Origin of the sequence: Cronobacter sp. EKM101R (genome assembly GCF_963888145.1) — a bacterium.
Lineage (GTDB): Bacteria > Pseudomonadota > Gammaproteobacteria > Enterobacterales > Enterobacteriaceae > Cronobacter > Cronobacter turicensis.
The window spans coordinates 125,797-151,117 of the sequence record NZ_CAWPHW010000062.1 but is presented as its reverse complement, the minus strand read 5'-3'; the positions used below and the strand labels follow the sequence as shown (position 1 = coordinate 151,117).

Annotated in this window: 25 protein-coding genes and 1 pseudogene; 17 read left to right on the top strand and 9 right to left on the bottom strand. The window is 57.3% G+C overall.

Annotation, left to right across the window (positions count from 1 at the left end; translation table 11 throughout):
* Positions 1–32 precede the first annotated feature (32 nt).
* Positions 33–1,145, top strand: a complete 1,113-nt coding sequence (locus AACV31_RS21070) for a PQQ-dependent sugar dehydrogenase (RefSeq protein ID WP_165153455.1) — start codon at positions 33–35, stop codon at positions 1,143–1,145.
* Here the strand turns inward: AACV31_RS21070 and AACV31_RS21065 are convergent, their stop codons facing one another.
* Positions 1,146–1,772, bottom strand: a complete 627-nt coding sequence (locus AACV31_RS21065) for a glutathione S-transferase family protein (protein WP_161589074.1) — start codon at positions 1,770–1,772, stop codon at positions 1,146–1,148.
* Between the two features lie 249 nt (positions 1,773–2,021).
* Here AACV31_RS21065 and dacC point away from each other — a divergent pair, with 249 nt between their 5' ends.
* Positions 2,022–3,233: a serine-type D-Ala-D-Ala carboxypeptidase gene (dacC, locus tag AACV31_RS21060; protein WP_165153457.1), complete on the top strand. Its 1,212-nt coding sequence runs from the start codon at positions 2,022–2,024 to the stop codon at positions 3,231–3,233.
* A 27-nt stretch (positions 3,234–3,260) separates the two neighbouring features.
* On the opposite strand, the gene deoR is transcribed toward dacC, so the two are convergent.
* The 3 genes from deoR to AACV31_RS21045 form a co-directional block, all read right to left on the bottom strand.
* A complete protein-coding gene (gene deoR / locus AACV31_RS21055; RefSeq protein WP_165153459.1) occupies positions 3,261–4,025 on the bottom strand; it encodes a DNA-binding transcriptional repressor DeoR in 765 nt (254 codons plus the stop codon).
* A gap of 79 nt (positions 4,026–4,104) precedes the next feature.
* A complete protein-coding gene (gene ybjG, locus AACV31_RS21050; RefSeq protein ID WP_007768656.1) occupies positions 4,105–4,698 on the bottom strand; it encodes an undecaprenyl-diphosphate phosphatase in 594 nt (197 codons plus the stop codon).
* Positions 4,695–5,435 carry a phosphatase PAP2 family protein gene (locus tag AACV31_RS21045; RefSeq protein WP_165153461.1) on the bottom strand — a complete coding sequence of 247 codons (741 nt, stop codon included), beginning with the start codon at positions 5,433–5,435 and terminating at the stop codon, positions 4,695–4,697. Before AACV31_RS21045 ends, ybjG begins: the two co-directional genes overlap by 4 nt.
* Positions 5,436–5,602: 167 nt before the next feature.
* Here AACV31_RS21045 and AACV31_RS21040 point away from each other — a divergent pair, with 167 nt between their 5' ends.
* Positions 5,603–6,835, top strand: coding sequence for an MFS transporter (locus tag AACV31_RS21040; protein ID WP_165153463.1), 1,233 nt, complete (start codon positions 5,603–5,605; stop codon positions 6,833–6,835).
* A gap of 33 nt (positions 6,836–6,868) precedes the next feature.
* Here AACV31_RS21040 and AACV31_RS21035 read toward each other — a convergent pair whose 3' ends face one another.
* Positions 6,869–7,681, bottom strand: coding sequence for a Cof-type HAD-IIB family hydrolase (locus tag AACV31_RS21035; protein ID WP_165153465.1), 813 nt, complete (start codon positions 7,679–7,681; stop codon positions 6,869–6,871).
* A 180-nt stretch (positions 7,682–7,861) separates the two neighbouring features.
* Between AACV31_RS21035 and AACV31_RS21030 the strand changes: the two genes are divergently transcribed.
* Positions 7,862–9,313, top strand: a complete 1,452-nt coding sequence (locus AACV31_RS21030) for a flagellin N-terminal helical domain-containing protein (RefSeq protein ID WP_007768658.1) — start codon at positions 7,862–7,864, stop codon at positions 9,311–9,313.
* On the opposite strand, the gene AACV31_RS21025 is transcribed toward AACV31_RS21030, so the two are convergent.
* Positions 9,306–10,532: an MFS transporter gene (locus tag AACV31_RS21025; protein WP_007768659.1), complete on the bottom strand. Its 1,227-nt coding sequence runs from the start codon at positions 10,530–10,532 to the stop codon at positions 9,306–9,308. The two genes, AACV31_RS21030 and AACV31_RS21025, sit on opposite strands and share 8 nt — an antisense overlap.
* Before the next feature lie 104 nt (positions 10,533–10,636).
* Here AACV31_RS21025 and AACV31_RS21020 point away from each other — a divergent pair, with 104 nt between their 5' ends.
* The gene (locus AACV31_RS21020; protein ID WP_165153467.1) at positions 10,637–11,182 is read left to right on the top strand and encodes a TetR/AcrR family transcriptional regulator; all 546 of its coding nucleotides are present in this window, start codon (positions 10,637–10,639) and stop codon (positions 11,180–11,182) included.
* Positions 11,183–11,327: 145 nt separating this feature from the next.
* On the top strand, positions 11,328–11,657 hold the full coding sequence (locus tag AACV31_RS21015; protein WP_165153469.1) for a DUF1493 family protein: 330 nt from the start codon (positions 11,328–11,330) through the stop codon (positions 11,655–11,657).
* Between the two features lie 158 nt (positions 11,658–11,815).
* Here the strand turns inward: AACV31_RS21015 and AACV31_RS21010 are convergent, their stop codons facing one another.
* Positions 11,816–13,036, bottom strand: coding sequence for a Swt1 family HEPN domain-containing protein (locus AACV31_RS21010; protein ID WP_165153471.1), 1,221 nt, complete (start codon positions 13,034–13,036; stop codon positions 11,816–11,818).
* A gap of 12 nt (positions 13,037–13,048) precedes the next feature.
* Entirely contained in the window at positions 13,049–13,204 is a 156-nt protein-coding gene (locus AACV31_RS23240; RefSeq protein ID WP_370459579.1) for a hypothetical protein, read from the bottom strand.
* 389 nt (positions 13,205–13,593) lie between these two features.
* Here AACV31_RS23240 and AACV31_RS21005 point away from each other — a divergent pair.
* Positions 13,594–13,712, top strand: a pseudogene (locus AACV31_RS21005) (ogr/Delta-like zinc finger family protein); the annotation flags it as partial.
* 272 nt (positions 13,713–13,984) lie between these two features.
* On the opposite strand, the gene AACV31_RS21000 reads toward AACV31_RS21005, so the two are convergent.
* Positions 13,985–15,667 (bottom strand): aspartate:alanine antiporter, encoded by a 1,683-nt coding sequence (locus AACV31_RS21000; protein ID WP_165153473.1) that lies wholly within the window; start codon positions 15,665–15,667, stop codon positions 13,985–13,987.
* Positions 15,668–15,959: 292 nt separating this feature from the next.
* On the opposite strand from AACV31_RS21000, the gene ybjM reads away from it, so the two are divergent.
* The 10 genes from ybjM (at position 15,960) to rlmC (ending at position 25,019) form a co-directional block, all read left to right on the top strand.
* Complete coding sequence (gene ybjM, locus AACV31_RS20995; protein WP_015740668.1) at positions 15,960–16,337, top strand: inner membrane protein YbjM; 378 nt, start codon at positions 15,960–15,962, stop codon at positions 16,335–16,337.
* Between the two features lie 131 nt (positions 16,338–16,468).
* Positions 16,469–17,191 (top strand): oxygen-insensitive NADPH nitroreductase, encoded by a 723-nt coding sequence (gene nfsA / locus AACV31_RS20990; RefSeq protein WP_007768667.1) that lies wholly within the window; start codon positions 16,469–16,471, stop codon positions 17,189–17,191.
* A gap of 79 nt (positions 17,192–17,270) precedes the next feature.
* Positions 17,271–18,173 (top strand): 30S ribosomal protein S6--L-glutamate ligase, encoded by a 903-nt coding sequence (gene rimK / locus AACV31_RS20985; protein WP_015740669.1) that lies wholly within the window; start codon positions 17,271–17,273, stop codon positions 18,171–18,173.
* Between the two features lie 82 nt (positions 18,174–18,255).
* Complete coding sequence (locus tag AACV31_RS20980) at positions 18,256–18,735, top strand: YbjN domain-containing protein (RefSeq protein ID WP_075198756.1); 480 nt, start codon at positions 18,256–18,258, stop codon at positions 18,733–18,735.
* Between the two features lie 358 nt (positions 18,736–19,093).
* The gene (gene potF, locus AACV31_RS20975; RefSeq protein ID WP_041923378.1) at positions 19,094–20,206 is read left to right on the top strand and encodes a spermidine/putrescine ABC transporter substrate-binding protein PotF; all 1,113 of its coding nucleotides are present in this window, start codon (positions 19,094–19,096) and stop codon (positions 20,204–20,206) included.
* A gap of 139 nt (positions 20,207–20,345) precedes the next feature.
* Positions 20,346–21,479, top strand: coding sequence for a putrescine ABC transporter ATP-binding subunit PotG (potG, locus tag AACV31_RS20970; protein WP_105581804.1), 1,134 nt, complete (start codon positions 20,346–20,348; stop codon positions 21,477–21,479).
* A 10-nt stretch (positions 21,480–21,489) separates the two neighbouring features.
* The gene (gene potH / locus AACV31_RS20965; RefSeq protein WP_165153475.1) at positions 21,490–22,449 is read left to right on the top strand and encodes a putrescine ABC transporter permease PotH; all 960 of its coding nucleotides are present in this window, start codon (positions 21,490–21,492) and stop codon (positions 22,447–22,449) included.
* Positions 22,446–23,291 carry a putrescine ABC transporter permease PotI gene (gene potI, locus AACV31_RS20960; protein ID WP_007768676.1) on the top strand — a complete coding sequence of 282 codons (846 nt, stop codon included), beginning with the start codon at positions 22,446–22,448 and terminating at the stop codon, positions 23,289–23,291. Before potH ends, potI begins: the two co-directional genes overlap by 4 nt.
* Positions 23,292–23,404: 113 nt before the next feature.
* A complete protein-coding gene (locus tag AACV31_RS20955) occupies positions 23,405–23,839 on the top strand; it encodes a YbjO family protein (RefSeq protein WP_049787142.1) in 435 nt (144 codons plus the stop codon).
* 52 nt (positions 23,840–23,891) lie between these two features.
* Positions 23,892–25,019, top strand: a complete 1,128-nt coding sequence (rlmC, locus tag AACV31_RS20950) for a 23S rRNA (uracil(747)-C(5))-methyltransferase RlmC (RefSeq protein WP_165153477.1) — start codon at positions 23,892–23,894, stop codon at positions 25,017–25,019.
* Positions 25,020–25,321: the final 302 nt, after the last annotated feature.

Here is a 25,321-nt window from a genome sequence, read left to right as displayed (position 1 = left end):
CCTTAATCGGGACTGCCATAAGGAGAACCGCCATGCCGCTACGCTCGCCCCATTTACTCGCTCTGCTGCTCGTTGTGAGCGCTTCCGCCGCCGCGCTGCCTGCGAAGGTAGATGTGCTTGCCGATAATCTCGAAAACCCGTGGTCGCTGGCGTTTTTGCCCGATAACCAGGGCATGCTGATAACGCTTCGCGGCGGCGAGCTGAAACGCTGGCAGCCGGAAAAAGGGCTTTCCGCGGCCATTTCCGGCGTGCCGATGGTCTGGCATCAGGGGCAGGGCGGTCTGCTGGACGTGGCGCTGGCGCCCGATTTTAACGAGAGCCGCCGCGTCTGGCTGAGCTATGCCGAAGCCGGCAGCGATGGTAAAGCTGGCACCGCGGTGGGCTACGGGCGGCTTAGCGACGATATGCAGCGGCTGGAGAATTTTAAGGTCGTGTTCCGCCAGCAGCCGAAGCTCTCGGTCGGCAACCATTTCGGCGGACGTATGGCGTTTGACGGCAAAGGACATCTGTTTATCGCGCTTGGCGAGAACAATCAGCGCCCGACGGCGCAGGATCTGGATAAGCTCCAGGGCAAGGTGGTGCGCCTGACGGAGAACGGCGACGTGCCGAAGGATAATCCGTTTTTCGGCAAACAGGGCGTGCGCCCGGAGATCTGGTCTTACGGCATTCGCAACCCGCAGGGGCTGGCGCTCAACCCGTGGAGCCAGACGATATGGCTTAACGAGCACGGCCCGAAAGGCGGCGATGAAATTAATATTCCCGAAGCGGGCAAAAACTACGGCTGGCCGCTTGCCACCTGGGGCATCAATTACAGCGGCGAGCCCATCCCGGAGGCAAAAGGCGGTGAAGCGCCGGGCACCGAACAGCCGCTGTTCTACTGGAAAGTCTCGCCCGCGGTGAGCGGCATGGCGTTCTATAACGCCGACAAATTTCCGCAATGGAAAAACAAGCTGTTTATCGGCGCGCTCAAGGAGCAGAACCTGATCCAGCTGTCGGTGAACGGCAATAAGGTGACGGAAGATGGCCGACTGCTGGAGAAAGAGCACAAGCGCATTCGCGATGTGCGCGTCGGGCCGGATGGCTTCCTGTATGTGCTGACCGACGAATCCGACGGTCAGCTGCTGAAAGTCAGCCCGGCGTCGTGATTAGCTCACCGGAATCATAACGATATTGCGAAACGCCGGGCGCTCGGTGAGCTGCTGATACCAGCGCGCCAGGTGCGGACGCGGCGTCCACTCGATGCCGACGTTAAAGAGATTATAGATGTGCGGGGCAGGCGCCATATCGGCGATGCCGAACGTGTTGCCGGAGAGCCACGGCGTTTTCGCCAGTTCGGCATCAAGAATGCCGAACAGCGCGTCGCACTGCTTTTTGCTCTCTTCAATCAGCACCGGGTCGCGCTGCTCGGGCGGCGTGCGCACCAGGCTGAAGACCACGCCGCGGTGCGGGGCGGGCAGCGTGCTGATAGCCCAGTCCATCCACTTTTCACCGCGTGCGCGCTCAACCGGGCTTTCCTGCCACAGGCGGCCCTGGCCATACTGCGCCGCCAGATAACGCACGATGGTGTTCGATTCCCACAGCACCAGCCCGGTTTCATCGTCGCGCAGGCACGGCACCAGGCCGTTCGGGTTCATCGCCAGGTAATCGGCATCATGGTTGACGCCATATTTACCGCCCGCCGGAATGCGGTTATACGGCAGCTCCAGCTCTTCCAGACACCACAGCACCTTCTTCACGTTAGTGGAATTCTCTCGACCCCATACGGTTATCATGACTTGCTCCTTTGCAGATGAACGATGCCGCGGCGACGACTGCGCGCCACGAATAATCGCCATGGTGGAATAAACCCCGCGCTTTCGCAACTGCCTGAAAATGCCGCCACGGTTTGTGACCGGAAAGTGAAACTTTAAAAACTTTACCCCCGTGCTGTTTCATTGAGGGCGTTTGTGCGTTATTACTCACCTTTTCACCGATACGGTTGATTTGTAGTAGTTTCTGGAATGGATATTCAGGTGGCTCTTATGACCTCATTCTCACGCTCCGGCGCTCGTCGCGTGCTGGCTCTCTCAGGCGCGTTTCTTTTAATGTCTCTCTCCACCGCGCACGCGGCCGACCCGATGGCGCCCGCCGCGCCGGACGTCGATGCCCGCGCCTGGATCCTGATGGACTATCACAGCGGCAAAGTGCTGGCGGAAGGCAACGCGGATGAAAAACTCGATCCGGCGAGCCTCACCAAACTGATGACCAGCTATGTGGTCGGCCAGGCGCTTAAAGCGGGTAAAATTCATCTTGATGATAAAGTGACCGTCGGCAAAGACGCCTGGGCGACCGGCAACCCGGCGCTGCGCGGCTCGTCGCTGATGTTTTTAAAACCCGGCGATCAGGTGTCGGTGGCCGATCTCAACAAAGGCGTGATTATTCAGTCCGGCAATGACGCCAGCATCGCCATTGCCGATTATGTGGCGGGCAGCCAGGACGCGTTTGTCGGCCTGATGAACGGCTACGCCAAACGCCTCGGCCTGACTAACACGACCTTTAAAACCGTCCACGGCCTCGATGCGCCTGGGCAGTTCAGCACCGCGCGCGATATGGCGCTGCTCGGCAAGGCGCTGATCCACGACGTGCCGGATGAGTACGCCATTCATAAAGAGAAAGAGTTTACGTTCAATAAAATCCGCCAGCCGAACCGCAACCGGCTGTTGTGGAGCAGCAGCATGAACGTCGACGGAATGAAAACTGGCACCACGGCGGGCGCAGGTTATAACCTGGTCGCCTCGGCGACGCAGGGCGATATGCGCCTGATCTCCGTCGTGCTGGGCGCGAAAACCGACGGCATCCGCTTTCGCGAATCGGAAAAGTTGCTGACCTGGGGCTTCCGCTTCTTTGAAACCGTCACGCCGATCAAACCGGATGCCGCGTTCGTTAACCAGCGTGTGTGGTTCGGCGACCGCAGCGAAGTGAAACTCGGCGCGGGCGAGGCGGGCTCGGTGACGATCCCGAAAGGCCAGCTGAAAAACCTGAAAGCCACGTATACGCTCACGTCGCCGCAGCTTACCGCGCCGCTGAAGCAGGGGCAGGTGGTCGGCACCATTGATTTCCAGCTGAACGGCAAGAATATCGAGCAGCGTCCGCTGGTGGTGATGGAGGCGGTAAATGAAGGCGGCTTCTTTAGCCGGATGTGGGATTTCGTGCTGATGAAATTCCATCAGTGGTTCGGGAGCTGGTTCTCGTAACCGTGCGCTCCCGGTTTGCGGGAGCGTTTACCACATGACGCTGACGTTTGCCGCCTGCGCCCAGGCGATAAACGCCTCATCGGGCATGCGGTCGGTCGCGAGGGTATCAAACGCCTCAAGCGGCCCCATGCAGGCGGGCCGTACCTGACCAAACTTACTGTGATCGGCCACGATCACGTGACGCTGGGCCATCTCCAGCGCCCAGTGTTTCACCGGCAATTCGTCGAGATTAAAACAGGTCGCGCCATACTGCGGATGCACGCCCGCCGCCGAAAAAAACGCGATGTCGGGGCAGAGATTGCGCAGCGTCTCCTGGAAGTTGAGCGGTTTGAAAATGGCGTTGCTGGCGTGGAATTCGCCGCCGCAAAGAATAACGCGGCAGTGCGGTTTCTCCTGGAGCGCCAGAAAGGTGTTGAGCGAGTAGCAGATGCCGGTAAAGGGCAGGGCGTCGTCCAGTGCGTCGATGATCCATGGCGTGGTGGTACCGCAGTCAAAAAACAGCGTCTGGTGCGGGCGAACAAGCGACGCCGCGAGCGCGGCCGCGTGGCGCTTCTCTTCCACCAGCCGGGTTTGCTCGTCGCTCAGCAGATAGCGGCTCACCGCCACCCCGCGCGGCTCCAGCACAATGTAACCGCCAAGCAGTGTGACCGGCGCGTCATTGCCCTGAAGATCGCGGCGAATGGTCATCTCAGAGACGCCCAGCAGCGCCGCCGCCTCTTTAAGATGCATTTTATCCTGTCGCTTTAGCGCCTGTAGCAGTTGCGCCAGCCGCTCGTCACGCCGCGTTTCCATAATCCCTCTTGCTCAACCCGGCGCCACGCCCGTCGCGCGGCGCCTGAAAAGTCGTGCAATCTTACCTGTCGGCCTGCGGTTAGTCACGCACCCAGCCTTTACGGATGGGCAGCGCAAAACAGAAACGATAGAGCTGGCGCAGCGTACGGTAGAGCGGCTCGCCGAGCGGCGTCCAGAGGATCTGCGCGCTCAGGCAGGCAAGCATCGCCACCAGCAAGCCGCCCGCCATATCCAGCGGCCAGTGGACGCCCAGATAGACGCGCGACCAGGCGATCGCGCAGGCCACCGCCATTAACAGCGCGCCCGACCAGAGGCGATGCCAGAAGAGAAACGCCAGCGCGAAGGTGAAAATCACGGTGCCGTGATCGCTTGGGTAGGAGTCGTCCGGCGCGTGCGGCAGGAACTGATGGCCGAGGCCCACCACAAACGGACGCGGATGCGGAAACAGATGGCCCGCAAGCCAGGAGACGGCAAGACTAATGAGCAGCGCCAGCGCGAACTTCACGACCAGCCTGCGCTCGCCGGGCCGCCAGAGCCAGAGCACCGCCGGCAGCAGCGGCACAATCGAGATAAGATCGCGGGCGATAAACGTCGCCAGCGCGATAAGCCAGCCCGGCGACGCGGGCGTCGCGTTAATGTGCAAAAACAGAAATTGATTCAACGCTTCCATCATAGGGTTGCGGGTTCCTTATTCATCAATGTGGTGGTCACGCCCCACGTCACCACCTGCGTGAGCCACACCCACCAGCCTGCCCACAGGTTATGGGTGAAGAAATGCGCGCCGCGCATCACCTGGCCGAAGCCCATCGCGAGCCCTAGTACAATGCCCGCCGCCAGCGCCAGCCGGGCGTATCCCGGATGTTCGCGTTTAAGGCCGAACCAGAGGCCCATCACCATAAAACCGCTGGACGCATGGCCGCCGGGGAAACAGCGGCCAGGGCCGCTGCCGTCGGGCACCGCGCCAAAGAGCGGATAAGAGAGCGCCTTTCCGCCATACTCTACGAGATCCCACGGACAGCTGTGATGGCTGATGGCCTTCAGGATGCCGACCACGGCGGCCCCGAGGCCCATCAGCACCGCCACCATAACCCAGCGCGGATGGCGACGAATCACGCCATACAGCAGGCTCCCGACGGCGACCGCGATCGCGCAATATTTGGCGAGCCGGTGGTTGAGCAGATCAAGCCAGTGGTTGTCCTGCCAGGGAAAATCCCCTGCGGCAGCGTCAAACCACATCTGCGTCAGCCAGCGGTCCAGCGTTTCCGTGCGTGAAAGCCAGGTGAACAGCACGCCCAGCGCCGTTAACAGCGCGAGCTGACCAACATAAAAGCGCAGAGGCAGGGAATAAAGGGAGATTGTCTTATTTATCCGGGGCCTGGCGGGCCAGAAAAGCGGAGATACAGTACGCATAGCGGCGCCATCGGGAAGAGGAAAACCGCCAGCATAAAGAGGCTAACTTAAGAAAACCTTAAACAACCGGGCGAAAGGCGCGCCACGCCCCGGTTGTCGTACACAATTCACTATCGCGCGGCGCGGCAATTCATTACACTTTGCGCGATTTTATAGATGGATGACTCATGCAAACTCACGCAAACCGAACCGGACGTCTCGGACGCCAGGCGCTGCTGTTCCCGCTCTGCCTGGTGCTCTACGAATTCTCGACTTATATCGGCAACGACATGATCCAGCCGGGCATGCTCGCGGTCGTCGAACAGTATCAGGCGGGCGTCGAATGGGTGCCCACCTCCATGACCGCTTATCTCGCGGGCGGCATGTTTTTACAGTGGCTGCTCGGCCCGCTGTCTGACCGTATCGGCAGACGCCCCGTGATGCTGGCGGGCGTGGTGTGGTTTATCGTCACCTGCCTCGCCACGCTGCTGGCCCAGACCATTGAACAGTTCACCGTGCTGCGCTTTTTGCAGGGTATCAGCCTGTGCTTTATCGGCGCGGTAGGGTATGCCGCGATTCAGGAGTCGTTTGAAGAGGCGGTGTGCATCAAAATCACCGCGCTGATGGCGAACGTGGCGCTGATAGCGCCGCTGCTCGGGCCGCTGGTGGGCGCCGCCTGGGTGCACGCCGCGCCCTGGGAGATGATGTTTGTGCTGTTCGCGGCGCTGGCGGCTATCTCTTTCTTTGGCCTGTGGCGCGCCATGCCGGAGACGGCCACGCGGCTTGGCGAGAAGCTGTCTCTGCGCGAGCTGGGCCGCGACTATAAAGCGGTGCTGAAGAACCTGCGGTTTGTCTCCGGGGCGCTGGCGATAGGTTTCGTCAGCCTGCCGCTACTGGCATGGATTGCGCAGTCGCCAGTCATTATCATCAGCGGCGAGCAGATGAGCACCTATGAGTATGGCCTGTTGCAGGTGCCGATTTTCGGCGCGCTGATTCTCGGCAACCTGGTGCTGGCGAAACTCACCGCGCGGCGCGCCGTGCGTTCGCTGATTGTGATGGGCGGCTGGCCGATTGTGGCCGGGCTGGCGCTGGCGGCGCTCGCGACGGTTATCTCATCCCATAGCTATCTCTGGATGACGGCGGGCTTAAGTATTTACGCCTTCGGCATCGGCATTGCCAACGCGGGCCTGGTGCGCCTGACGCTCTTTGCCAGCGATATCAGCAAAGGCACCGTCTCCGCGGCGATGGGCATGTTGCAGATGACCATCTTCACGGTGGGCATCGAGGTCAGCAAGCACGCCTGGATTGGCGGCGGCAACGCGCTGTTTAACCTGTTTAACTTCGCGAGCGGGCTGCTGTGGCTGGGCCTGATGGTGATTTTCCTGAAGGACAAAACCGTCGGCACCCGCCCGGAAGGCTAACGCGTTACGCGACGGCCCGTCCGGGCCGTCGCCTCAGGCGAATGGCGCGTCGCCGTTCAGCACCTTGTCGATAATCTCCAGCACGCCGTCCCGATTGTTGGCGGGCGCCCGGTAAGGCGCCACCTTGTGGATCGCCTCCGGCGCGTTGTCCATCGCAAACCCAAACCCGGCATGACGCAGCATTTCGACGTCATTGCCGCCGTCGCCAAACGCCACGACCTCGCTGTCCGCAATGCCCCAGCGCTGTTGCAGCATCTGAATGCCGTTCGCCTTGTGAAGGCCAGGGATGATGAGATCGATAGAGCCGTGGCCGCTGGAGACCGGCACCACGATGCCTTTAAACGCCTCGGTCAGCTCGTCCATTCGTTTCAGCAACTGGATATCCGGCAGGTTGAGCGCGAACTTAAAGAAAATGTCGTTGATACCGTGCAAGTCGTCGACAAACGCCAGCCGGTGGTAGTAGCGCGACGCCATCTTTTTGAAGCGTTCGTCGTAGCGATTAAGCGTATAGCCGCTGTTTTTCCCGCAGGCGATAATTTCTAAATCGTCGAGCGTCATCAGGTGGTCGATGACGTGACGATACTCTTCATCGCTCAACTCGCCGTTAAACACATCTTCGCCTTCGCACACCACCCACGCGCCGTTTTCCGCCACGAAGGCTATCTCATCGGCTATCTCCGGAAAGAACGACGTCAGCTGGTAGTACTGGTTGCCGCTCGCCACGACAAAACGGATGCCGCGCGCTTTCAGGGCGGCGTACTGCTTAAGAAAACGCTCGCGGTGATAGGTCTTGTCATCGCGTAAAAACGTGCCGTCCATATCCACGGCGATTAACTTAACTGTCATAAACGCTCCTTAAGGATTTACCAGGCCTGACACGGTAAAAGTGCGGATAATGGCCTGTTAACATAAGCTGTGGTTATTAAAAGGATTTTCACTTAATTCAAATTTAGACCTAAAGCTAAATTGCCCCGGGGCCGATAGTAGCCTTGTTAACGACTCTCCGACGTGCGAAACGGCAACCCTATGGCGACTATCTTCAACAACCTGATGTCCGGCAATGTCCTGACGCAGCAGAAAAAAACGGCCGCTAGCTTAAGCCAGTCCATCGAGCGGCTCTCCTCCGGCATGCGCATTAACGGCGCGAAGGATGATGCTGCCGGGCAGGCAATTGCCAACCGTATGTCCGCCACGCTCAGGGCGAATGACGTGGCCTCGCGCAGCATGAACGACGGGATCAGTCTCTCGCAGACGGCGGAAGGCGCGCTTTCCGAAGTGACCGATCTGCTGACGCGCGCAAAAGAACTGGCTGTTCAGGCGGCGACCGGCACACTGGATTCGAGCGATCGTGCGGCGATTTCCGCCGAATACAGCGAGATAAGAGAGCAGATTGACGCCATTTCCACAGGGACGACGATTTTCGGCAAATATCCGTTGGCGCCCGCGGCATCCCCGCCGCCGCCCGCGCCGCAGCTCGGCAATATTCCGTCTATCAACCAGCGCTTTCCGGTGCCTGGCCAGCAATACACCTTTTCGTCCGGACTGGTGCCGCTGGCTTACATTCCGGCAGGCGCGACCAACATTACGCTCACGATTAACTCGGGCTGGATGGATGACGATATCCAGCTGTTCAGCCGTGATGGCAGCCATCTTGTCGGCACGCCGGTGAACGGCCCCACCCGCGATTTCACCTGGACCAATAACGGGGTGAACAGCACCGCGACGGCGAACACCAAAATCATTTCTACCGATAATGGCTTTCTGCCGGGGGCCAGCTACAGCGACGCGAACCTGACGCAGGGGCCCGCCACGTACAATGTGAGCGGCGGCGCGGTGAAGCAGTACAACGGCATGACCATCACCTACAGCGGTGACGGCGATCGCTATGAGACCCCCGCGACGGGCTGGGCCAACAACGGGACGGTGTCGCCGGGAAACTATCTGGAACGGCTCTCGATCGACAAGGTGACGGAAGATGTGATCATCATGGTGGTCGGCAACGGCTCGTTTTATGGCGATATGACCTGGAGCAAACTGCCGAAGCCCACCGATCCGCCGGATAACGGGCCGGTCAGCACCGATACCGATATCGTCATGAGCGCGGACTACGGCGAGGCGGTGGAGTATAAAACGATCCCCGGCACGCCCTCGGACACCAAAACGCTCGGCCTTGACGTTACGCGGCTCGATAACCAGCAGAGCGCGTCGCAGGCCATAGACGCCATCGATCACGCGCTGGATACCGTGAGCGCGTACCGCGGCACCTACGGGAGCCTCGTGAATACGTTCGATTCGGCGAAGGCGGGGCTGGCGCAGAAGACCGTCGCCACCACCGCCGCGCGCAGCCGCATCGAGGATGCGGATTTCGCGCAGGAAGCCAGCAACCTCAGCCGGTCGCAGATCCTGCAACAGGCCGGGAACGCCGTGCTGGCGCAGGCGAACCAGCAGGCGGAGAGCGTGCTCTCGCTGCTTAAATAACGTCACGCGCCTGCCCGGACGCTGACTCCACAGGCGTAGCGGGTTTCGCCACCGCGCGAGCCACTACGGCCGCCAGCACCACCAGCGACAACACCACCAGCATTGCGCTGCGCAATCCGTAATGTTCCCCCAGGAAGCCGAGCAACGGCGGGCCCACCAGGAAGGCGATATAGCCTGCCGTCGCCACCACGCTGACGCGCACTGGCGCATCCGGCCCGGTATCACTCGCCGCCGAAATCGTCAGCGGGAAGCCGAGCGACGCGCCCAGACCCCACAGCAGCACCGACACGCTCGCGATAATCGGGTTATCGACAAAGATAATCAGCCCGATGCCGAGCGCGCCCATAATAGCGCTGGCGCGCACCACGTTAACGCGACTGTAGCGGTCGATAAACCAGCCGCCAAAGAAGCGGCCGAGCGTCATGCCGAGCGTGAAACCGGCGTAAATCAGCGAGCCGGAAGTGGGGCTGAAGCCGTGACCGTCCACCATAAGGAGCGGCAGCCAGTCGTTGGCGGAGCCTTCGGCAAACGCCATCGCCAGCACAATCAGGCCAATCAGCAGCAACTGGGTGTCTCTCCAGAACGGGATATGGCCGGCAGGACGCTGCTGGCGCGCTTCTTTCGTCTCTATGCCGACGCCTTTCGGGATAGCCCGCAGCCCGATGATAATCGGAATAACGGTGATCAGCGTGGCAATCGCGAGATGCAGATCGGCGCGGAAATGAAACGCCGTCAGGCTCAGGCCGATGCCCGCGCCAATCAGCGTGCCGAGGCTGTAAAAGCCGTGCATCATGGGCAGCACGGTCTTGTTCTGTAACTGCTCGACGGTCGCGCCTTCGACATTGAGCGCCACTTCGGCGGAGCCCATGCCCGCGCCAAGCACCGCCAGCCCGCTGGCAAACAGCAGCGGCGAGGCGAACCACAGCGCGAGCGCCATCAGTAACATCCCGATAACCCCAAGCGCCATGCCGTTGCGGATAACCGTATGCGTGCCGAGGCGCTTCACCAGCCAGCCGGAGCAGAGAATGCCGCTCATGGAGCCGACCGAAAGCCCGAACAGCACGATGCCCATTCCGGCGGTGGAAACCGCCAGCACGTCACGGATGGACGGCGTGCGGGTCGCCCAGGAGGCCATCAGCAGGCCCGGCAGAAAGAAAAACAGAAACAGCGCCCACGTCCGGTGACGCAGCGCGGAAGAGTGATTCACGTCGGATGACATAGCCCATTCGCCTGGAGAGTGAAAAAGAACCTTTAAAACGTAGCAAGGTTGTGTACATTTGTACACATACAGAAAATGCTTTCCGGCTGAGAATTCGACACCCTATGGCGACACGACAAAACGACCCGCAACGCCGCGAGCGTATTCTGGAAGCGACGCTGGCCTGTATCGCGGCGCATGGTTTTCACCATATTACGCACCGCAAAATCGCCCTGGAGGCCGGCGTGCCGCTGGGCTCGGTCACCTACTATTTTACGACGCTGGAGGCGCTGCTGGCCGAGGCGTTTACGCGTTTCGCCGAGAGCATGTCGTGCCAGTATCAGGCGCTGATGGCGCAGGCGCAGAGCCGGGAAGAGGCCTGCGAGGCGCTAACGGCGTTGATTTGCGGCGCGCAGGTGACGACGCCTGAAAATATGGAGCTGATGTACCAGCTCTACGCCTATGCGAGCCGCCAGCCGCAGCTCAAAATCATCATGCAGGACTGGATGCGCCGCAGTCAGCAGACGCTCGAAACCTGGTTCGACCCGGCGACCGCCCGCGCGCTCGATGCGTTTGTCGAGGGGATGACGCTGCACTACGTCGTCGACCGCGAGCCGCTAAACCGCGAGACTATCCGCAGTATGATCGGGAGAATTGTGGGGGAGGGGTGAGGGAGTTAATGTCGATTTATCAGGGAGACGAATGCACGAAGCAGAGAAAGAGACTTCTGATCAACCGGGGCTAATTAAAACGATGCAAAATCCCTTCAACGGAATATCGCTTTAATACACTTGTGCGCAAAAAGGACGGGAGCGAATGAGGACAGTATCTGATAAAGAGATTGAGGCAATGATCTTAAAAGAATTGCCGCGGGTGACGTCTTTTACACTTAAAACACAACAGCATGATATTGACAGCCCTTTGCAGGAAACATTTGAAGCCGAGGATATCGCCGAGATGGCGCAGGCGCTTTTTAGCCACTTCGGGACAGAGCATAGCTGCTTCGATCTGGCCGCCTACTATCCATGGAAAACCTCGGGATGGTTTTCATGCAAGCCCGTGATACAGGATAAACCGCTTTTGACAATAAGGATGTTCTTGGAGTCGGTGAAGGCGGGACGGTGGTTATATGGGAATCAGGCGTGACGGGGAATGAAATTTTAAACCACCTTTCGCAAATCCATTTTCCTGTACCGAGTTTTCGTACTGCCATAAAAAAAGCCCTCACGTCTAAGGGCTAAACTTGACTGTATATTTGAACAGCGATTGATGTCTGTTTTGTTAAAAATAACACAATTAGTTGCTTATTGATTTATAAAAGTGTTTGCCATGAATTCTATAACATTGGCTTTGGTAGAGATATCATTCATTTCTAATGTAGTTAGTAGTCGGACTTTTTCTTTATCTGCGCTATTAATTAGAATATCCATAATTTCATTTTTGGTTATGTTCCCAAATGCGCCCGAATCGACTACGGTACCAACGAGTTCTGATACTTGGATGCTCATATCATATTCTTCTTTACCTATACATTTCTTATATGATTCTCTTAATGAATGGTACATACTCATAATTGCATGAATAAATTTCTTTTGTTCAGACGTCAACTCATTATTTAATTTATCTTCAAACTGTGTTGCTAGCTCGCTCTTATCATTTCTATCTACTTCTATTGTTTCAGTTTTAGTAATTGCATTCAATATAATAGGTTTCAATAAGTCAATGATACTTAAAACCCTGTCAAGATCAGTTTTAGAAAAATCTCTATTGTGTGCAACTTTGCAGCGCAAATCATACAGTTCTTTCCAATTTTCTTTTATTATTAAAGGATCGGACTGTATATGTGTTGTGAAATATTTTTCCCAATTCGATTTTGGAATTATTTTCTTTATATCGCGAAGTTGCTCTGCATTCATCTTATCATATTCTAAAGGTGTTAGTTTTCTTATTAATTCTGCAACATCCATTTCTCTATAAGCATCAAATAAGAAATCAGATAGTTGTATAAAATCTGTTTGATACATTATATCGTAATCTGCTTTTTTCTTGGTTTTATCATTCCCTTTGCCGAATGAAAAATCTTCCGGTAAAGTGTGCTTAACCCAAAGCTCACCCACATTAATAAGCATGAATTTTGTAATGAGTTTTCTCATCATGTTTTCAATTTCGTAAATCTTAGGGTATGCTTGTATGCAATAATATTTACTAATATCGTCCCATATTATTTGCATTTTCCCAATATTACTTTCCGTTATTATTTTTCTCAATGTTCTAATGAGCTTCGAAAATGAATGGATTTTTTCTTCGTCAATAACATCTAGCTCAATTTTTATATATAAAGCTTCTGAATTAACTCCATAATCAGATGCTTGAAATTGAAATTCAGTTTCTTGAAATATAAGCCTGTTATCATTTATTATAATATCTTCTGAAGCCTCAAGTATTTTAATAAATGACGTCGCTGAATTACCAACAAGAGAAGACTTGTTGATAACGTCAAGGATTTCCACTGTGCATTTATTCATATTACGAACCTTTCAATTGAACCTCAAGCCATTTGTGATACATTTTGTTGCTTTTGCAATGATCTTTATCTCGATTTCGGCACATGCAAAAAACGAAGAACTGCCATGAACAATCAAACGATTGTTTGGTAGTTTAGTTAGTTCTCTAACTGTATGGTTTCCGTCAATAGCTATAAGTCAAGTATCATCATTGATTAAACTGAATCCTCTATCAAAAATATAGTCTTTATTGACATTATGTGAGAAAAAAGTTCTTTGGATTGCTATCAATCAAAAGCAGATCAAAAGAGATGTCACCGTCATTTTTAAGCTGTCATCCGGTAATCACCTTCTTATCAATTACAATTTATGCATATGGTTGATGCTCGAACTTGCTTCCATTTACGTAACATAACCAACGCTTAGCTGAAAGGCAAACACTACAACGGAGATGCTGTTTGAGTCGTCATTTAAATACCGCAAAAAATAAGAACTGGTTAGACCTCACACATACGTTGTACGACCCGATGCTGCGCCATTATGGATAACTGACGGCTTCATTCCATCGGATGAAACAGCTTGAGTGTGGGCATATGTTCGTGACACATGAGACTTTTGTTCGATCTGTCAGCTGTCCGAAAAAATTAGCGCTGCACCGCCACATCCGAAAGGAATGCAGGAACCATTAGCTTACTGATATTGACCCGCCGCTGGCGGGTTTTTTATTGATTGCTGTCGCCATAGCAAAAGCGCTGTCGCCACTTTGTCGCCATGCATAGGAAAGGGTGGATATAAGCGATTGATTTAATGGGTTTTAAATTTCAGGCAACAAAAAACCCATCAACCTTGAACCAAGATGGCGGGGTTGATGGGCTCCACAAAATGGGGACATCAAAGAAAAGCAGTGGCACTAATTGAGACTGGCGCTTTTTCGAAAAGTTCGCGCCATCTGCAAAATTTCTCGTTTTTTTATGTGCCGGGCCAGATGATGACGATAAGCGTACCGGCGAGCGTCAGCAGAACGTTGGCTATCGCATAGGTGCCTGCATAGCCGAGCGCCGGGATATTGCTGCGCGCGGTATCGCTGATAATCTCCATGGCCGGTGCGCAGGTGCGGGCGCCCATCATCGCGCCGAACAGCAGCGCGCGGTTCATGCGCAGCACATACGCGCCGAACAGGAAGCAAATCACCACCGGCAGCAGGCTGACGATTAAGCCCGCACAGAGCATCTGGCCGCCTACAGCGCCGAGGCCGTGGCCGATGCCGCTGCCCGCGCTCAGGCCCACGCCCGCCATAAACACCATCAGGCCAAACTCTTTCACCATCATCAGCGCGCCCTGCGGGATATAGCCGAACGTCGGGTGGTTGGCGCGCAGGAAGCCGAGCATGATCCCGGCGAACAGCAGACCGGCGGCGTTACCGATGCCGAAGCTGAACGAGCTGAACTGGAAGGTGATCATCCCGATCATCAGGCCGACAATAAAGAAAGCGCAGAAGGCGAGAAGATCCGTCACCTGGCTGTGAATGGAGATAAACCCGATGCGGTCGGCGATGGTTTTCACGCGCCGGGCGTCGCCGCTCACCTGTAAGACGTCGCCTTTGTTAAGGACGATGTTATCGTCAATCGGCATCTCAATCTGGCTGCGGATGACGCGGTTTAAGAAGCAGCCGTGGTCGGTGAGCTTAAGCTGACCAAGACGGCGGCCCACCACATTGTGGTTTTTGACCACGATCTCTTCGGTGACGATGCGCATGTCGAGCAGATCGCGGTCGAACACTTCTTTGCCGTTGCGAAAGCTCGGGTCGAGACGCGCGTGCGCGTCCGGGTAGCCTACCAGCGCAATCTCATCGCCCATCTGCAATACCGCGTCGCCGTCCGGATTCGCGAGAATGCCGTTGCGGCGGATGCGCTCAATGTAACAGCCGGTCTGGCGATAAATGCCAAGCTCGCGCAGGTTTTTGCCGTCGGCCCAGGCGACCAGTTCCGGCCCCACGCGATAGGCGCGGATAACCGGCAGATAGACTTTGCGGTTGGCGTCGGTGTCGAGACCGCGCTCGCGCGCAATTTGCTGGGCGCTGGTTTGCAGATCCTGGTGCTGCAGCTTCGGCAGATAGCGCGCGCCGAAGATCAGACTCACCAGACCGATAAGGTATGTCAGCGCATAGCCGAGGCTCAGGTGATCCAGCGCCTGGGCGAGTTGCGTGCCTTCCATTCCCGCGTGGCGCAATGTATCGCCTGCGCCCACCAGCACGGGGGTGGAGGTCATCGAGCCTGCCAGCATCCCGGCGGTCAGGCCGATATCCCAACCGAACGCGCGGCCAAGACCGAGCGCGATAAGCAGGGCGCTGCCGACCATCACCAGCGCCAGCATTAGATAATTCTTACCGTCGCGAAAGAAAATAGAAAAAAAGTTGGGACCGGCTTCAACGCCGACGCAAAAAATAAACAGCATAAAGCCGAGGTTAAGCGCGTCGGTGTTAATCGAAAAATGCTGCTGGCCTAATAATAATGAAACCACTAAAACGCCAATGGAATTACCCAGTTGCACAGAACCCAGGCGTAATTTACCAAGACACAGGCCGAGCGCCAGCACCACAAATAATAACAGGATGTAATTCCCGTTTAACAAATCTGCGACGTTTATATTCACGGAGGCTAACTTCTTGTTTACCAGTAAGTTGTTGAAAAGGAGAGGCTTCTGGGCTAGGATTTTGCTTATGTTTTGCCGGAAGTGCGCTTTTTCCGGCGCCGTTATTTCGTCTGCATAAGCTTTTAGCCGCCGCTAGTTTAATCGTTATGTATAGTATCGGCCAGCAAGAATATTCTATTACCCGCAGTTAATTATGAGGCACGGACTGCCGCCATGCTTTATCTGACTAAACATCCGCACGGGCGGAGAGGAGATCAGGTTGATACAGGCACTATCAGGGGGATATCTGTTGATGCGACGTCATAGCCGGACCGCGACTGTCTGCTGTTTTATTCTGTTCCTGGCCGTTTTTCTGGCGCAAAAAATGGTGCCAGGCACGTTGCCGCCGGTCTGCGGATCGATGGATTTAGGCATTTTATATTTCATGCTGCCAGGCGCAGTGGCGGGTCTCTGCGCCCGACGGGGCCGCGAGCTTAAGCCGCTGCTGGGCGCGCTGCTTGCCGCGCCGATCTGTCTGGTCATTCTGCATCTGTGGAGTGGAGAAGGGCGCTCCATCTGGCAGGAGCTGGCGTGGATTTTCAGCGCGCTGTTCTGGTGTTCTATCGGGTCGCTCTGCTGGCTGTTCGTGCTCACGCTACGCCATCGCAGGAGCGGCAGACGCCGGCTGTAACGGCCGGTTTCACTTTCCTTTCTAAACGCAACGTTCCGTTAACCGCCATCTGGCGCATTACGATTATACTGATGAGTTTTGGAGCGAGCCCGTGGCTTGCTTTTCAACACACCAGGAATAAGGAAAACGTGATGACGCCAACGATTGAGCTGCTTTGCTCGCACCGTTCCATTCGCCATTATACCGATGAGCCCATCAGCGACGCCCAGCGTGAAGCGATTATCCACGCGGCGCAGTCCGCCTCCAGTTCCAGTTTCCTTCAGTGCAGCTCCATTATCCGCGTGACCGACCGCGCGATGCGCGAGCAGCTGGTGACGCTGACCGGCGGCCAGCCGCACGTCGCGAAAGCGGCCGAGTTCTGGGTCTTCTGCGCGGATTTCAACCGCCATCTGCAAATCTGCCCGGACGCGCAGCTTGGGCTGGCCGAACAGCTGCTGCTCGGCGTGGTGGATACCGCGATGCTCGGACAAAACGCGCTGGTCGCGGCCGAATCGCTCGGTCTCGGCGGGGTTTACATCGGCGGTATTCGTAACAGCATTGAAGCGGTGACGGAATTGCTGGGCCTGCCGAAACATGTCCTGCCGCTGTTTGGCCTGTGTCTTGGCTGGCCGGCGGACGACCCGCAGGTGAAACCGCGTATGCCGGCGGGCCTGATGGTGCATGAAAACCGCTATCAGCCGGTCGACCGCGAGCTGCTCGCCGAGTACGACGAAGAGATTGCCAGCTACTATATGCATCGCGACAGCAACGCCCGCCGCGATACCTGGAGCGATCAGATCCGCCGCACCATCATCAAAGAGAATCGTCCGTTTATTCTCGACTATCTGCATAAGCAAGGCTGGGCGACGCGCTAAGCCTTTTTGCATTCCCCCGCCCGCGCGGGGGAGTGTATGATAGGCCGGTTTTCACAAGACGTGTTCAGAGAGGTGCAGGGTGAAAATCGCCATTTTGTCCCGGGACGGTACGCTCTATTCTTGTAAACGCCTGCGCGAAGCCGCGACGCGACGCGGCCATCAGGTGGAAATTCTCGATCCGCTTTCCTGCTATATGACCATCAACCCCGCGGCGTCCTGCGTGCATTACAAAGGCCGTCAGCTGCCGCATTTCGATGCGGTGATCCCGCGCATTGGCTCCGCCATTACCTTTTACGGCACCGCCGCGCTGCGCCAGTTTGAAATGCTCGGCAGTTATCCGCTGAATGAATCGGTCGCCATCACCCGCGCGCGCGATAAGCTGCGCTCGCTGCAACTGCTGGCGCGTCAGGGCATCGATCTGCCGGTCACCGGCATCGCCCATTCGCCGGACGACACCAGCGATCTTATCGATATGGTGGGCGGCGCGCCGCTGGTGGTGAAGCTGGTGGAAGGTACGCAGGGCATCGGCGTGGTGCTGGCGGAGACCCGTCAGGCGGCCGAAAGCGTGATTGACGCCTTTCGCGGGCTTAACGCGCATATCCTCGTGCAAGAGTATATAAAAGAAGCCCGAGGGCGCGATATCCGCTGCCTGGTGGTGGGCGACCGCGTGGTCGCGGCTATTGAGCGCCAGGCGAAAGAAGGCGATTTCCGCTCGAATCTGCACCGCGGCGGCGTGGCGCGTATCGCGGAGATAAGCGAGCGCGAGCGCGACATCGCCATCAAAGCCGCCGCAACGCTCGGGCTTGACGTCGCGGGCGTCGACATTCTGCGCGCCGACCGCGGCCCGCTGGTGATGGAAGTAAACGCGTCGCCGGGCCTGGAAGGCATCGAGAAAACGACCGGGCTGGATATCGCCGGGCAAATGATTAGCTGGATAGAGCGCCACGCGCGGCCCGACTACTGCCTCAAAACCGGCGGCTGATCCGGCGTCATGGTATAACGTCCGTTTTTTGCGTAAGCTATCCGATTGACATGTTTGTTGACTACAAGAGGCTACAGGTTTTATGGATTCACTCGTCGTCCCAACGCTGGACACCCTGCGCCGCTGGCTCGATAACCTCGGCGTGAGCTTTTTCGAGTGTGATACCTGCCAGGCGCTCCATCTCCCCCATATGCAGAATTTCGAAGGCGTGTTCGACGCCAAGATAGACCTGGTGGATAACGTGGTGATGTTTTCCGCGATGGCGGAAATCAAGCCCTCGGCGCTGCTGACGGTCGCCGCCGATCTCTCGGCCATCAATGCCGGCTCGTTGACCTTAAAAGCCTTTCTCGATATTCAGGATGATAACCTGCCGAAGCTGGTGGTCTGTCAGACGCTGCTCGTGGAAGTGGGCGTGACGGTTGAGCAATTCGAAGCCTTTTACCGCCAGAGCGAACAGCAGACCTCGATGGTGATTATGGAAGCCCGCGCGCACCAGCTGATTTATTCCCCTGAAGAGGACGAAAAAGGGGAACCCGAAGTGAATAACCATTTTCTTCACTGATCCCGCCTGCTTTTAGCGCAGTCGCCACCAGGGCGACTGCGTATTTCCATTTATTATTCTGTATATAAACTGTTGCGATAGCATAAATCACCGCTCACATTGCCATTTTGGCTTATCACGTAGACCAAATCTGACTAAAAAATTGTTAAAAGGCGTTTTTTATTCCGGGCTATAGCCTCGGGGTCAGGCTACAGTTATCCTTGCGAAGCTGCATACAGCGTGCAACGTCTGCCGGAGAGCCGCGCTCTTTTTTCTGCGCAGAATGACCATCTATGCATGAATCTTGCATATGTTTAATTGCGTAAATTTAGTTCGCGCCGATGCGGACTTTTACCCTTTATTCAGAAGGAAAACAGATATGTCCACCCAGAGTAAAAAATGGTTATCGGGTGTGGTTGCCGGTGCGTTGATGGCCGTTAGCGCGACGACCCTGGCGGCTGAACAGAAAACGCTGCACGTGTATAACTGGTCCGACTATATCGCCCCGGACACGATTGCCAACTTCACCAAAGAGACCGGCATTAAAGTCGTCTATGACGTGTTTGATTCCAACGAAGTGCTGGAAGGCAAACTGATGGCGGGCAGCACCGGTTTTGACCTCGTCGTGCCGTCTGCAAGCTTCCTTGAGCGCCAGCTCACCGCGGGCGTGTTCCAGCCGCTGGATAAGAGCAAGCTGCCGAACTGGAAAAACCTCGACCCGGAAATCCTCAAGCTGGTGGCGAAGCACGATCCCGATAACAAATACGCGATGCCTTACCTGTGGGCGACCACCGGCATCGGTTATAACGTGGACAAAGTGAAAGCCGCGCTTGGTACCGATGTGCCGCTGAACAGCTGGGATCTGGTGCTGAAACCGGAAAACCTCGAAAAACTGAAAAGCTGCGGCGTCTCTTTCCTGGATGCCCCGGAAGAAATTTTCGCGACCGTGCTTAACTACCTCGGCAAAGATCCGAACAGCAGCAAAGCGGACGACTACAGCGGCGCGGCGACCGATCTGCTGCTGAAGCTGCGTCCGAATATCCGTTACTTCCACTCCTCGCAGTACATTAACGATCTGGCGAACGGCGACATTTGCGTGGCGATCGGCTGGGCGGGCGACGTGTGGCAGGCGGCGAACCGCGCGAAAGAAGCGAAGAACGGCGTCAACATCTCCTACACCATTCCGAAAGAGGGCGCGCTGGCGTTCTTTGACGTCTTCGCGATGCCTGCGGACGCCAAAAACAAAGACGAAGCGTATCAGTTCCTCAACTACCTGATGCGTCCGGACGTCATGGCGCATATCAGCGATCACGTCTACTACGCGAGCGGCAATAAAGCGTCCACGCCGCTGGTGAGCAAAGAAGTGCGTGACAACCCGGGCATCTATCCGCCGCCGGACGTGATGGCCAAACTCTTTACGCTTAAAGTGCAGGAGCCGAAGCTGGATCGCGTCAGAACCCGCGCCTGGACCAAAGTGAAAAGCGGTAAATAAGGCCGTTTTACCGTAAACGGTATGCATCGGGGCGGTGCAACTGCCCCACAACAGAACAGAGGACACGCGCCTCTGTTCTGCCATTTGTGCGGCAACCGGGCCGCACAGGTACTTTTGCTTTTTGCCGGAGAGCAATGTAGTGAACGACGCTATTCCCCGCCCACAGGCGAAACCCCGCAAGGCGCTGACCCCGCTGCTGGAAATCCGTAACCTGACCAAATCGTTCGACGGCCAGCACGCCGTCGATGACGTCAGCCTGACCATCTATAAAGGCGAAATTTTCGCGCTGCTCGGCGCCTCCGGGTGCGGAAAATCGACGCTTCTGCGCATGCTCGCGGGCTTTGAAATTCCTACCGCCGGGCAGATTGTTCTGGACGGCGTGGATCTCTCCCACGTGCCGCCCTACCAGCGTCCCATCAATATGATGTTCCAGTCCTACGCGCTCTTTCCGCACATGACGGTTGAGCAGAATATCGCCTTCGGCCTGAAGCAGGACAAACTGCCGAAGGCGGAGATAGCCAACCGCGTCGAAGAGATGCTGGGCCTGGTGCATATGCAGGAGTTCGCGAAGCGTAAGCCGCACCAGCTTTCCGGCGGCCAGCGTCAGCGCGTGGCGCTGGCCCGCAGCCTCGCCAAACGCCCGAAACTGCTGCTGCTCGACGAGCCGATGGGCGCGCTCGATAAAAAGCTGCGCGACCGTATGCAGCTCGAAGTGGTGGATATTCTTGAGCGCGTCGGCGCGACCTGCGTGATGGTGACTCACGATCAGGAAGAAGCCATGACGATGGCGGGCCGCATCGCCATCATGAACCGCGGCAAGTTTGTGCAGATAGGCGAGCCGGAAGAGATTTACGAACACCCGACCACCCGTTACAGCGCGGAGTTTATCGGCTCGGTGAACGTCTTCGACGGGCTGCTCCGCGAGCGTCGCGACGACGGGTTAATCATCGACGCGCCGGGGCTGGTGCATCCGCTGAAAGTGGACCCGGACGCCTCCGTGGTGGACGGCGTGCCGGTCCACGTGGCGCTGCGCCCGGAAAAAGTCATGCTCTGCGACGAGCCGCCTGCCGATGGCTTCAACTTCGGCGTGGGTGAAGTGGTGCATATCGCCTATCTCGGCGATCTCTCCATCTATCATGTGCGGCTGCACAGCGGGCAGATGATCAGCGCGCAGTTGCAGAACGCGCACCGCTACCGCAAAGGCGCGCCCACCTGGGGCGATGAAGTTCGCCTGTGCTGGGACGCGGACAGCTGCGTTGTGCTGACGGTGTAAGGAGCGACAGATGAGCACTATTGAACGTCAAAGCGAGCCGCCGTCCGCCGCGCCCGGCGGTTTCCGGCGCTGGCTCGCGCGCCTGCAAATGGCGCATGGCCGTAAGCTTGTGGTCGCGCTGCCATACCTGTGGCTGATCCTGCTGTTTATGCTGCCATTTTTAATCGTCTTCAAGATAAGCCTGGCGGAGATGGCGCGCGCGATCCCGCCGTATACCGATCTGATGAGCTGGGCGGACGATCAGCTATCGGTGACGCTGAATATCGGCAACTTCCTGCAACTGACCGACGATCCGCTCTATTTCGAAGCGTATTTGCAGTCGTTGCAGGTGGCGGCGATTTCGACGCTGTTCTGTCTGCTGCTCGGTTATCCGCTCGCCTGGGCGGTGGCGCACAGCAAGCCGTCGACGCGCAACATCCTGCTGCTGCTGGTGATCCTGCCGTCGTGGACGTCGTTTCTTATCCGCGTTTACGCCTGGATGGGCATCCTGAAAGAGAACGGCGTGCTGAATAATGTGCTGCTGTGGCTCGGCGTTATCGACCAGCCGCTCGCTATCCTGCACACCAATCTCGCGGTCTATATCGGGATTGTGTATGCCTATCTGCCGTTTATGGTGCTGCCGATTTACACCGCGCTGACGCGCATCGACTACTCGCTGGTCGAAGCGTCGCTCGACCTGGGCGCGCGCCCGGTGAAAACGTTCTTCAGCATTATTGTGCCGCTCACCAAAGGCGGGATTATCGCGGGCTCAATGCTGGTATTTATCCCGGCGGTGGGGGAGTTCGTTATCCCGGAACTGCTCGGCGGGCCGGACAGCATCATGATTGGCCGCGTGCTCTGGCAGGAGTTCTTTAACAACCGCGACTGGCCGGTGGCCTCGGCGGTGGCGATCACCATGCTGGTGGTGCTGATAGTACCCATCATGTGGTTCCACAAATACCAGAACAAAACGATGGGAGACCATGCATGAATAATCTGCCTGTGGTGCGCTCCCCGTGGCGCATTCTGATTTTGATTATCGGTTTTGCGTTCCTCTACGCGCCGATGCTGATGTTGGTTATCTACTCGTTTAACAGCTCAAAACTGGTCACGGTGTGGGCGGGCTGGTCGACCCGCTGGTACGGCGAGCTGTTCCGCGATTCGGCGATGATCAACGCCGTGGGGCTGAGCCTGACGATTGCCGCCTGCGCGGCGACGATGGCGGTGGTGCTGGGCACCATTGCGGCGGTGGTGATGGTGCGTTTCGGGCGTTTTCGCGGCTCGAACGGCTTTGCGTTTATGCTGACCGCGCCGCTGGTGATGCCGGATGTGATAACCGGGCTGTCGCTGCTGCTGCTCTTTGTGGCGCTCGGTCATGCGATTGGCTGGCCGTCCGATCGCGGCATGCTCACCATCTGGCTGGCGCACGTCACGTTCTGTACCGCGTATGTGTCGGTGGTGATCAGTTCGCGCCTGCGTGAGCTGGACCGCTCGATAGAAGAGGCGGCGATGGATCTCGGCGCCGCGCCGCTGAAAGTGTTCTTTGTGATAACGCTGCCGATGATCATGCCGGCGGTGGTCTCCGGCTGGCTGCTCGCCTTTACGCTCTCGCTCGATGACCTCGTTATCGCAAGCTTTGTGTCGGGCCCTGGCGCCACGACGCTGCCGATGCTGGTCTTCTCCAGCGTCCGTATGGGCGTCAATCCGGAGATCAACGCGCTGGCGTCGATTATCCTCGGCGTGGTCGGCGTTATCGGTCTGATCGCCTGGTTTTTTATGGCGCGGGCAGAAAAGCAGCGACTGCGCGATGTCCAGCGTGCAAGGCATAGCTGAACCGCCTAAAATCTGCAATCATGTGCACCCGGCGCCGCGTATGACGCGGCGCTGTTTCACAGGGAAGGCGAGATTTGGACATTTTCAGCAAAGCGCGACAGTCACACGCCCGAATGAACGCTCCTACGCTGGTACAGGTGGCGGCGATAGGCATTATTTCTACGCGCTGCCTGGATCTGCTGATGATTTTCAACCTGCTGGGCGTGCGCGGCGTGATGGATTTTATCCACCGCAGCGTACAGACCTGGAGCCTGACGCTGATTTTCTTCGCAAGCCTCGTCTTACTGTGCATCGAATTCCGCTGCGCGTTCGTTATCCTGCAAGGCCGCGGCTGGGGCCGCTGGGGCTTTTTGCTTACCCAGATTATCGCCACCGGTTATCTGTGGGCGGCCTCGCTTGGCTGGGGATATCCTGAGCTGTTCAGTATCGCGGGCGGCTCGCGCCGTGAAATTTTCCATTCGCTGGTGATGCAAAAGCTGCCGGATCTGCTGGTGCTGGCGCTGCTGTTTATTCCCGCCCGTAGCCGACGTTTTTTCCGACTACAGTAATCCTGCGGCGTGATAGAATCGCCGGTCCGCGTTTTCCTTAAGGTTTTTAGCTATGCACTGCGCACTCTATGACGCCGGGCGCTGCCGCTCCTGTCAGTGGATTGAACAGCCCCTCGACACCCAACTTGCCGCCAAAATGACCGACCTGCGAACGCTTCTGGCTGACCTGCCGGTGGGCGAGTGGGGCGCGCCGGTGAGCGGGCCGGAGCAGGCGTTTCGCAATAAAGCGAAAATGGTGGTGAGCGGGAGCGTGGAAAAACCGCTGCTCGGCATGCTGCATCGCGACGGCACGCCGGTGGATCTGACCGAATGCCCGCTCTATCCGGCGTCGTTTTATACCGTGTTCGCCGCCATAAAACCGTTTATCGCCCGCGCGGGCCTGACGCCATACAACGTCGCCCGTAAACGCGGCGAGCTGAAATACCTGCTGCTGACGCAGAGCACGCTCGACGGCGGGCTAATGCTGCGTTTTGTGCTGCGCTCGAAGGAGAAACTTGATCAACTGCGCGCCGCCTTGCCTGCGCTGCTGGCGCAACTGCCGCAGCTTAAAGTAGTGACCGCCAATATTCAGCCGGTGCATATGGCGATTATGGAAGGCGACGAGGAGATCTGGCTGACGCAGCAGCAAGCGCTCGCGGAAAATTTCAACGGCGTGCCGCTGTGGATCCGTCCGCAGAGCTTTTTCCAGACCAACCCGACGGTCGCGAGCGCCCTGTACGCCACGGCGCGCGACTGGGTGCGCGCGCTGCCGGTGAATCATATGTGGGATCTGTTTTGCGGCGTCGGGGGCTTTGGGCTGCACTGCGCCACACCTGAGATGACGCTGACCGGCATTGAAATCGCGCCGGAAGCGATTGCCAGCGCACGCGCGTCGGCGCAGGCGCTGGGGCTGCGCAACGTGCATTTTCAGGCGCTGGATTCGACCGATTTCGCGACCGGCCAGCAGGCCGTGCCGGATCTGGTTCTCGTTAACCCGCCGCGACGGGGCATCGGCGAAGCTCTGTGCGAGTATCTGAGCCGTATGGCGCCGCGTTATATTGTCTATTCGAGCTGTAACGCGCAGACGATGGCGAAAGATATTAAACAGTTGCCCGGCTATCGCATCGCCCGCGTGCAGCTGTTCGATATGTTCCCGCATACGGCGCATTACGAGGTGCTGACTCTGCTGGTGCGGGAGTAAATTCCGGGCATTTTGGCCAGGGTGGGTGCGCTGGCGCTTACCCACCCTACATAAGATGATCAGGCCCATTCGGGGGCGTAGGGCGGGTAAGCAGAGCGCACCCGCCAGAACGCAAAGGTGGGTGCGCTGGCGCTTACCCACCCTACACAAGACGATCAGGCCCATTCCGAGCCGTAGGGCGGATGCGCTGGCGCTTACCCACCCTACATAAGACGATCAGGCCCATTCGGGGCCGTAGGGCGGGTAAGCAGAGCGCACCCGCCAGAACGCAAAGGTGGGTGCGCTGACGCTTACCCACCCTA

Coding starts and splice junctions, on each gene's coding strand:
- AACV31_RS21070 (WP_165153455.1), top strand. CDS start 33: ATGCCGCTACGCTCGCCCCATTTACTCGCTCTGCTGCTCGTTGTGAGC.
- AACV31_RS21065 (WP_161589074.1), bottom strand. CDS start 1,772: ATGATAACCGTATGGGGTCGAGAGAATTCCACTAACGTGAAGAAGGTG.
- dacC (WP_165153457.1), top strand. CDS start 2,022: ATGACCTCATTCTCACGCTCCGGCGCTCGTCGCGTGCTGGCTCTCTCA.
- deoR (WP_165153459.1), bottom strand. CDS start 4,025: ATGGAAACGCGGCGTGACGAGCGGCTGGCGCAACTGCTACAGGCGCTA.
- ybjG (WP_007768656.1), bottom strand. CDS start 4,698: ATGATGGAAGCGTTGAATCAATTTCTGTTTTTGCACATTAACGCGACG.
- AACV31_RS21045 (WP_165153461.1), bottom strand. CDS start 5,435: ATGCGTACTGTATCTCCGCTTTTCTGGCCCGCCAGGCCCCGGATAAAT.
- AACV31_RS21040 (WP_165153463.1), top strand. CDS start 5,603: ATGCAAACTCACGCAAACCGAACCGGACGTCTCGGACGCCAGGCGCTG.
- AACV31_RS21035 (WP_165153465.1), bottom strand. CDS start 7,681: ATGACAGTTAAGTTAATCGCCGTGGATATGGACGGCACGTTTTTACGC.
- AACV31_RS21030 (WP_007768658.1), top strand. CDS start 7,862: ATGGCGACTATCTTCAACAACCTGATGTCCGGCAATGTCCTGACGCAG.
- AACV31_RS21025 (WP_007768659.1), bottom strand. CDS start 10,532: ATGTCATCCGACGTGAATCACTCTTCCGCGCTGCGTCACCGGACGTGG.
- AACV31_RS21020 (WP_165153467.1), top strand. CDS start 10,637: ATGGCGACACGACAAAACGACCCGCAACGCCGCGAGCGTATTCTGGAA.
- AACV31_RS21015 (WP_165153469.1), top strand. CDS start 11,328: ATGAGGACAGTATCTGATAAAGAGATTGAGGCAATGATCTTAAAAGAA.
- AACV31_RS21010 (WP_165153471.1), bottom strand. CDS start 13,036: ATGAATAAATGCACAGTGGAAATCCTTGACGTTATCAACAAGTCTTCT.
- ybjM (WP_015740668.1), top strand. CDS start 15,960: ATGCGACGTCATAGCCGGACCGCGACTGTCTGCTGTTTTATTCTGTTC.
- nfsA (WP_007768667.1), top strand. CDS start 16,469: ATGACGCCAACGATTGAGCTGCTTTGCTCGCACCGTTCCATTCGCCAT.
- AACV31_RS20980 (WP_075198756.1), top strand. CDS start 18,256: ATGGATTCACTCGTCGTCCCAACGCTGGACACCCTGCGCCGCTGGCTC.
- potF (WP_041923378.1), top strand. CDS start 19,094: ATGTCCACCCAGAGTAAAAAATGGTTATCGGGTGTGGTTGCCGGTGCG.
- potH (WP_165153475.1), top strand. CDS start 21,490: ATGAGCACTATTGAACGTCAAAGCGAGCCGCCGTCCGCCGCGCCCGGC.
- potI (WP_007768676.1), top strand. CDS start 22,446: ATGAATAATCTGCCTGTGGTGCGCTCCCCGTGGCGCATTCTGATTTTG.
- AACV31_RS20955 (WP_049787142.1), top strand. CDS start 23,405: ATGAACGCTCCTACGCTGGTACAGGTGGCGGCGATAGGCATTATTTCT.
- rlmC (WP_165153477.1), top strand. CDS start 23,892: ATGCACTGCGCACTCTATGACGCCGGGCGCTGCCGCTCCTGTCAGTGG.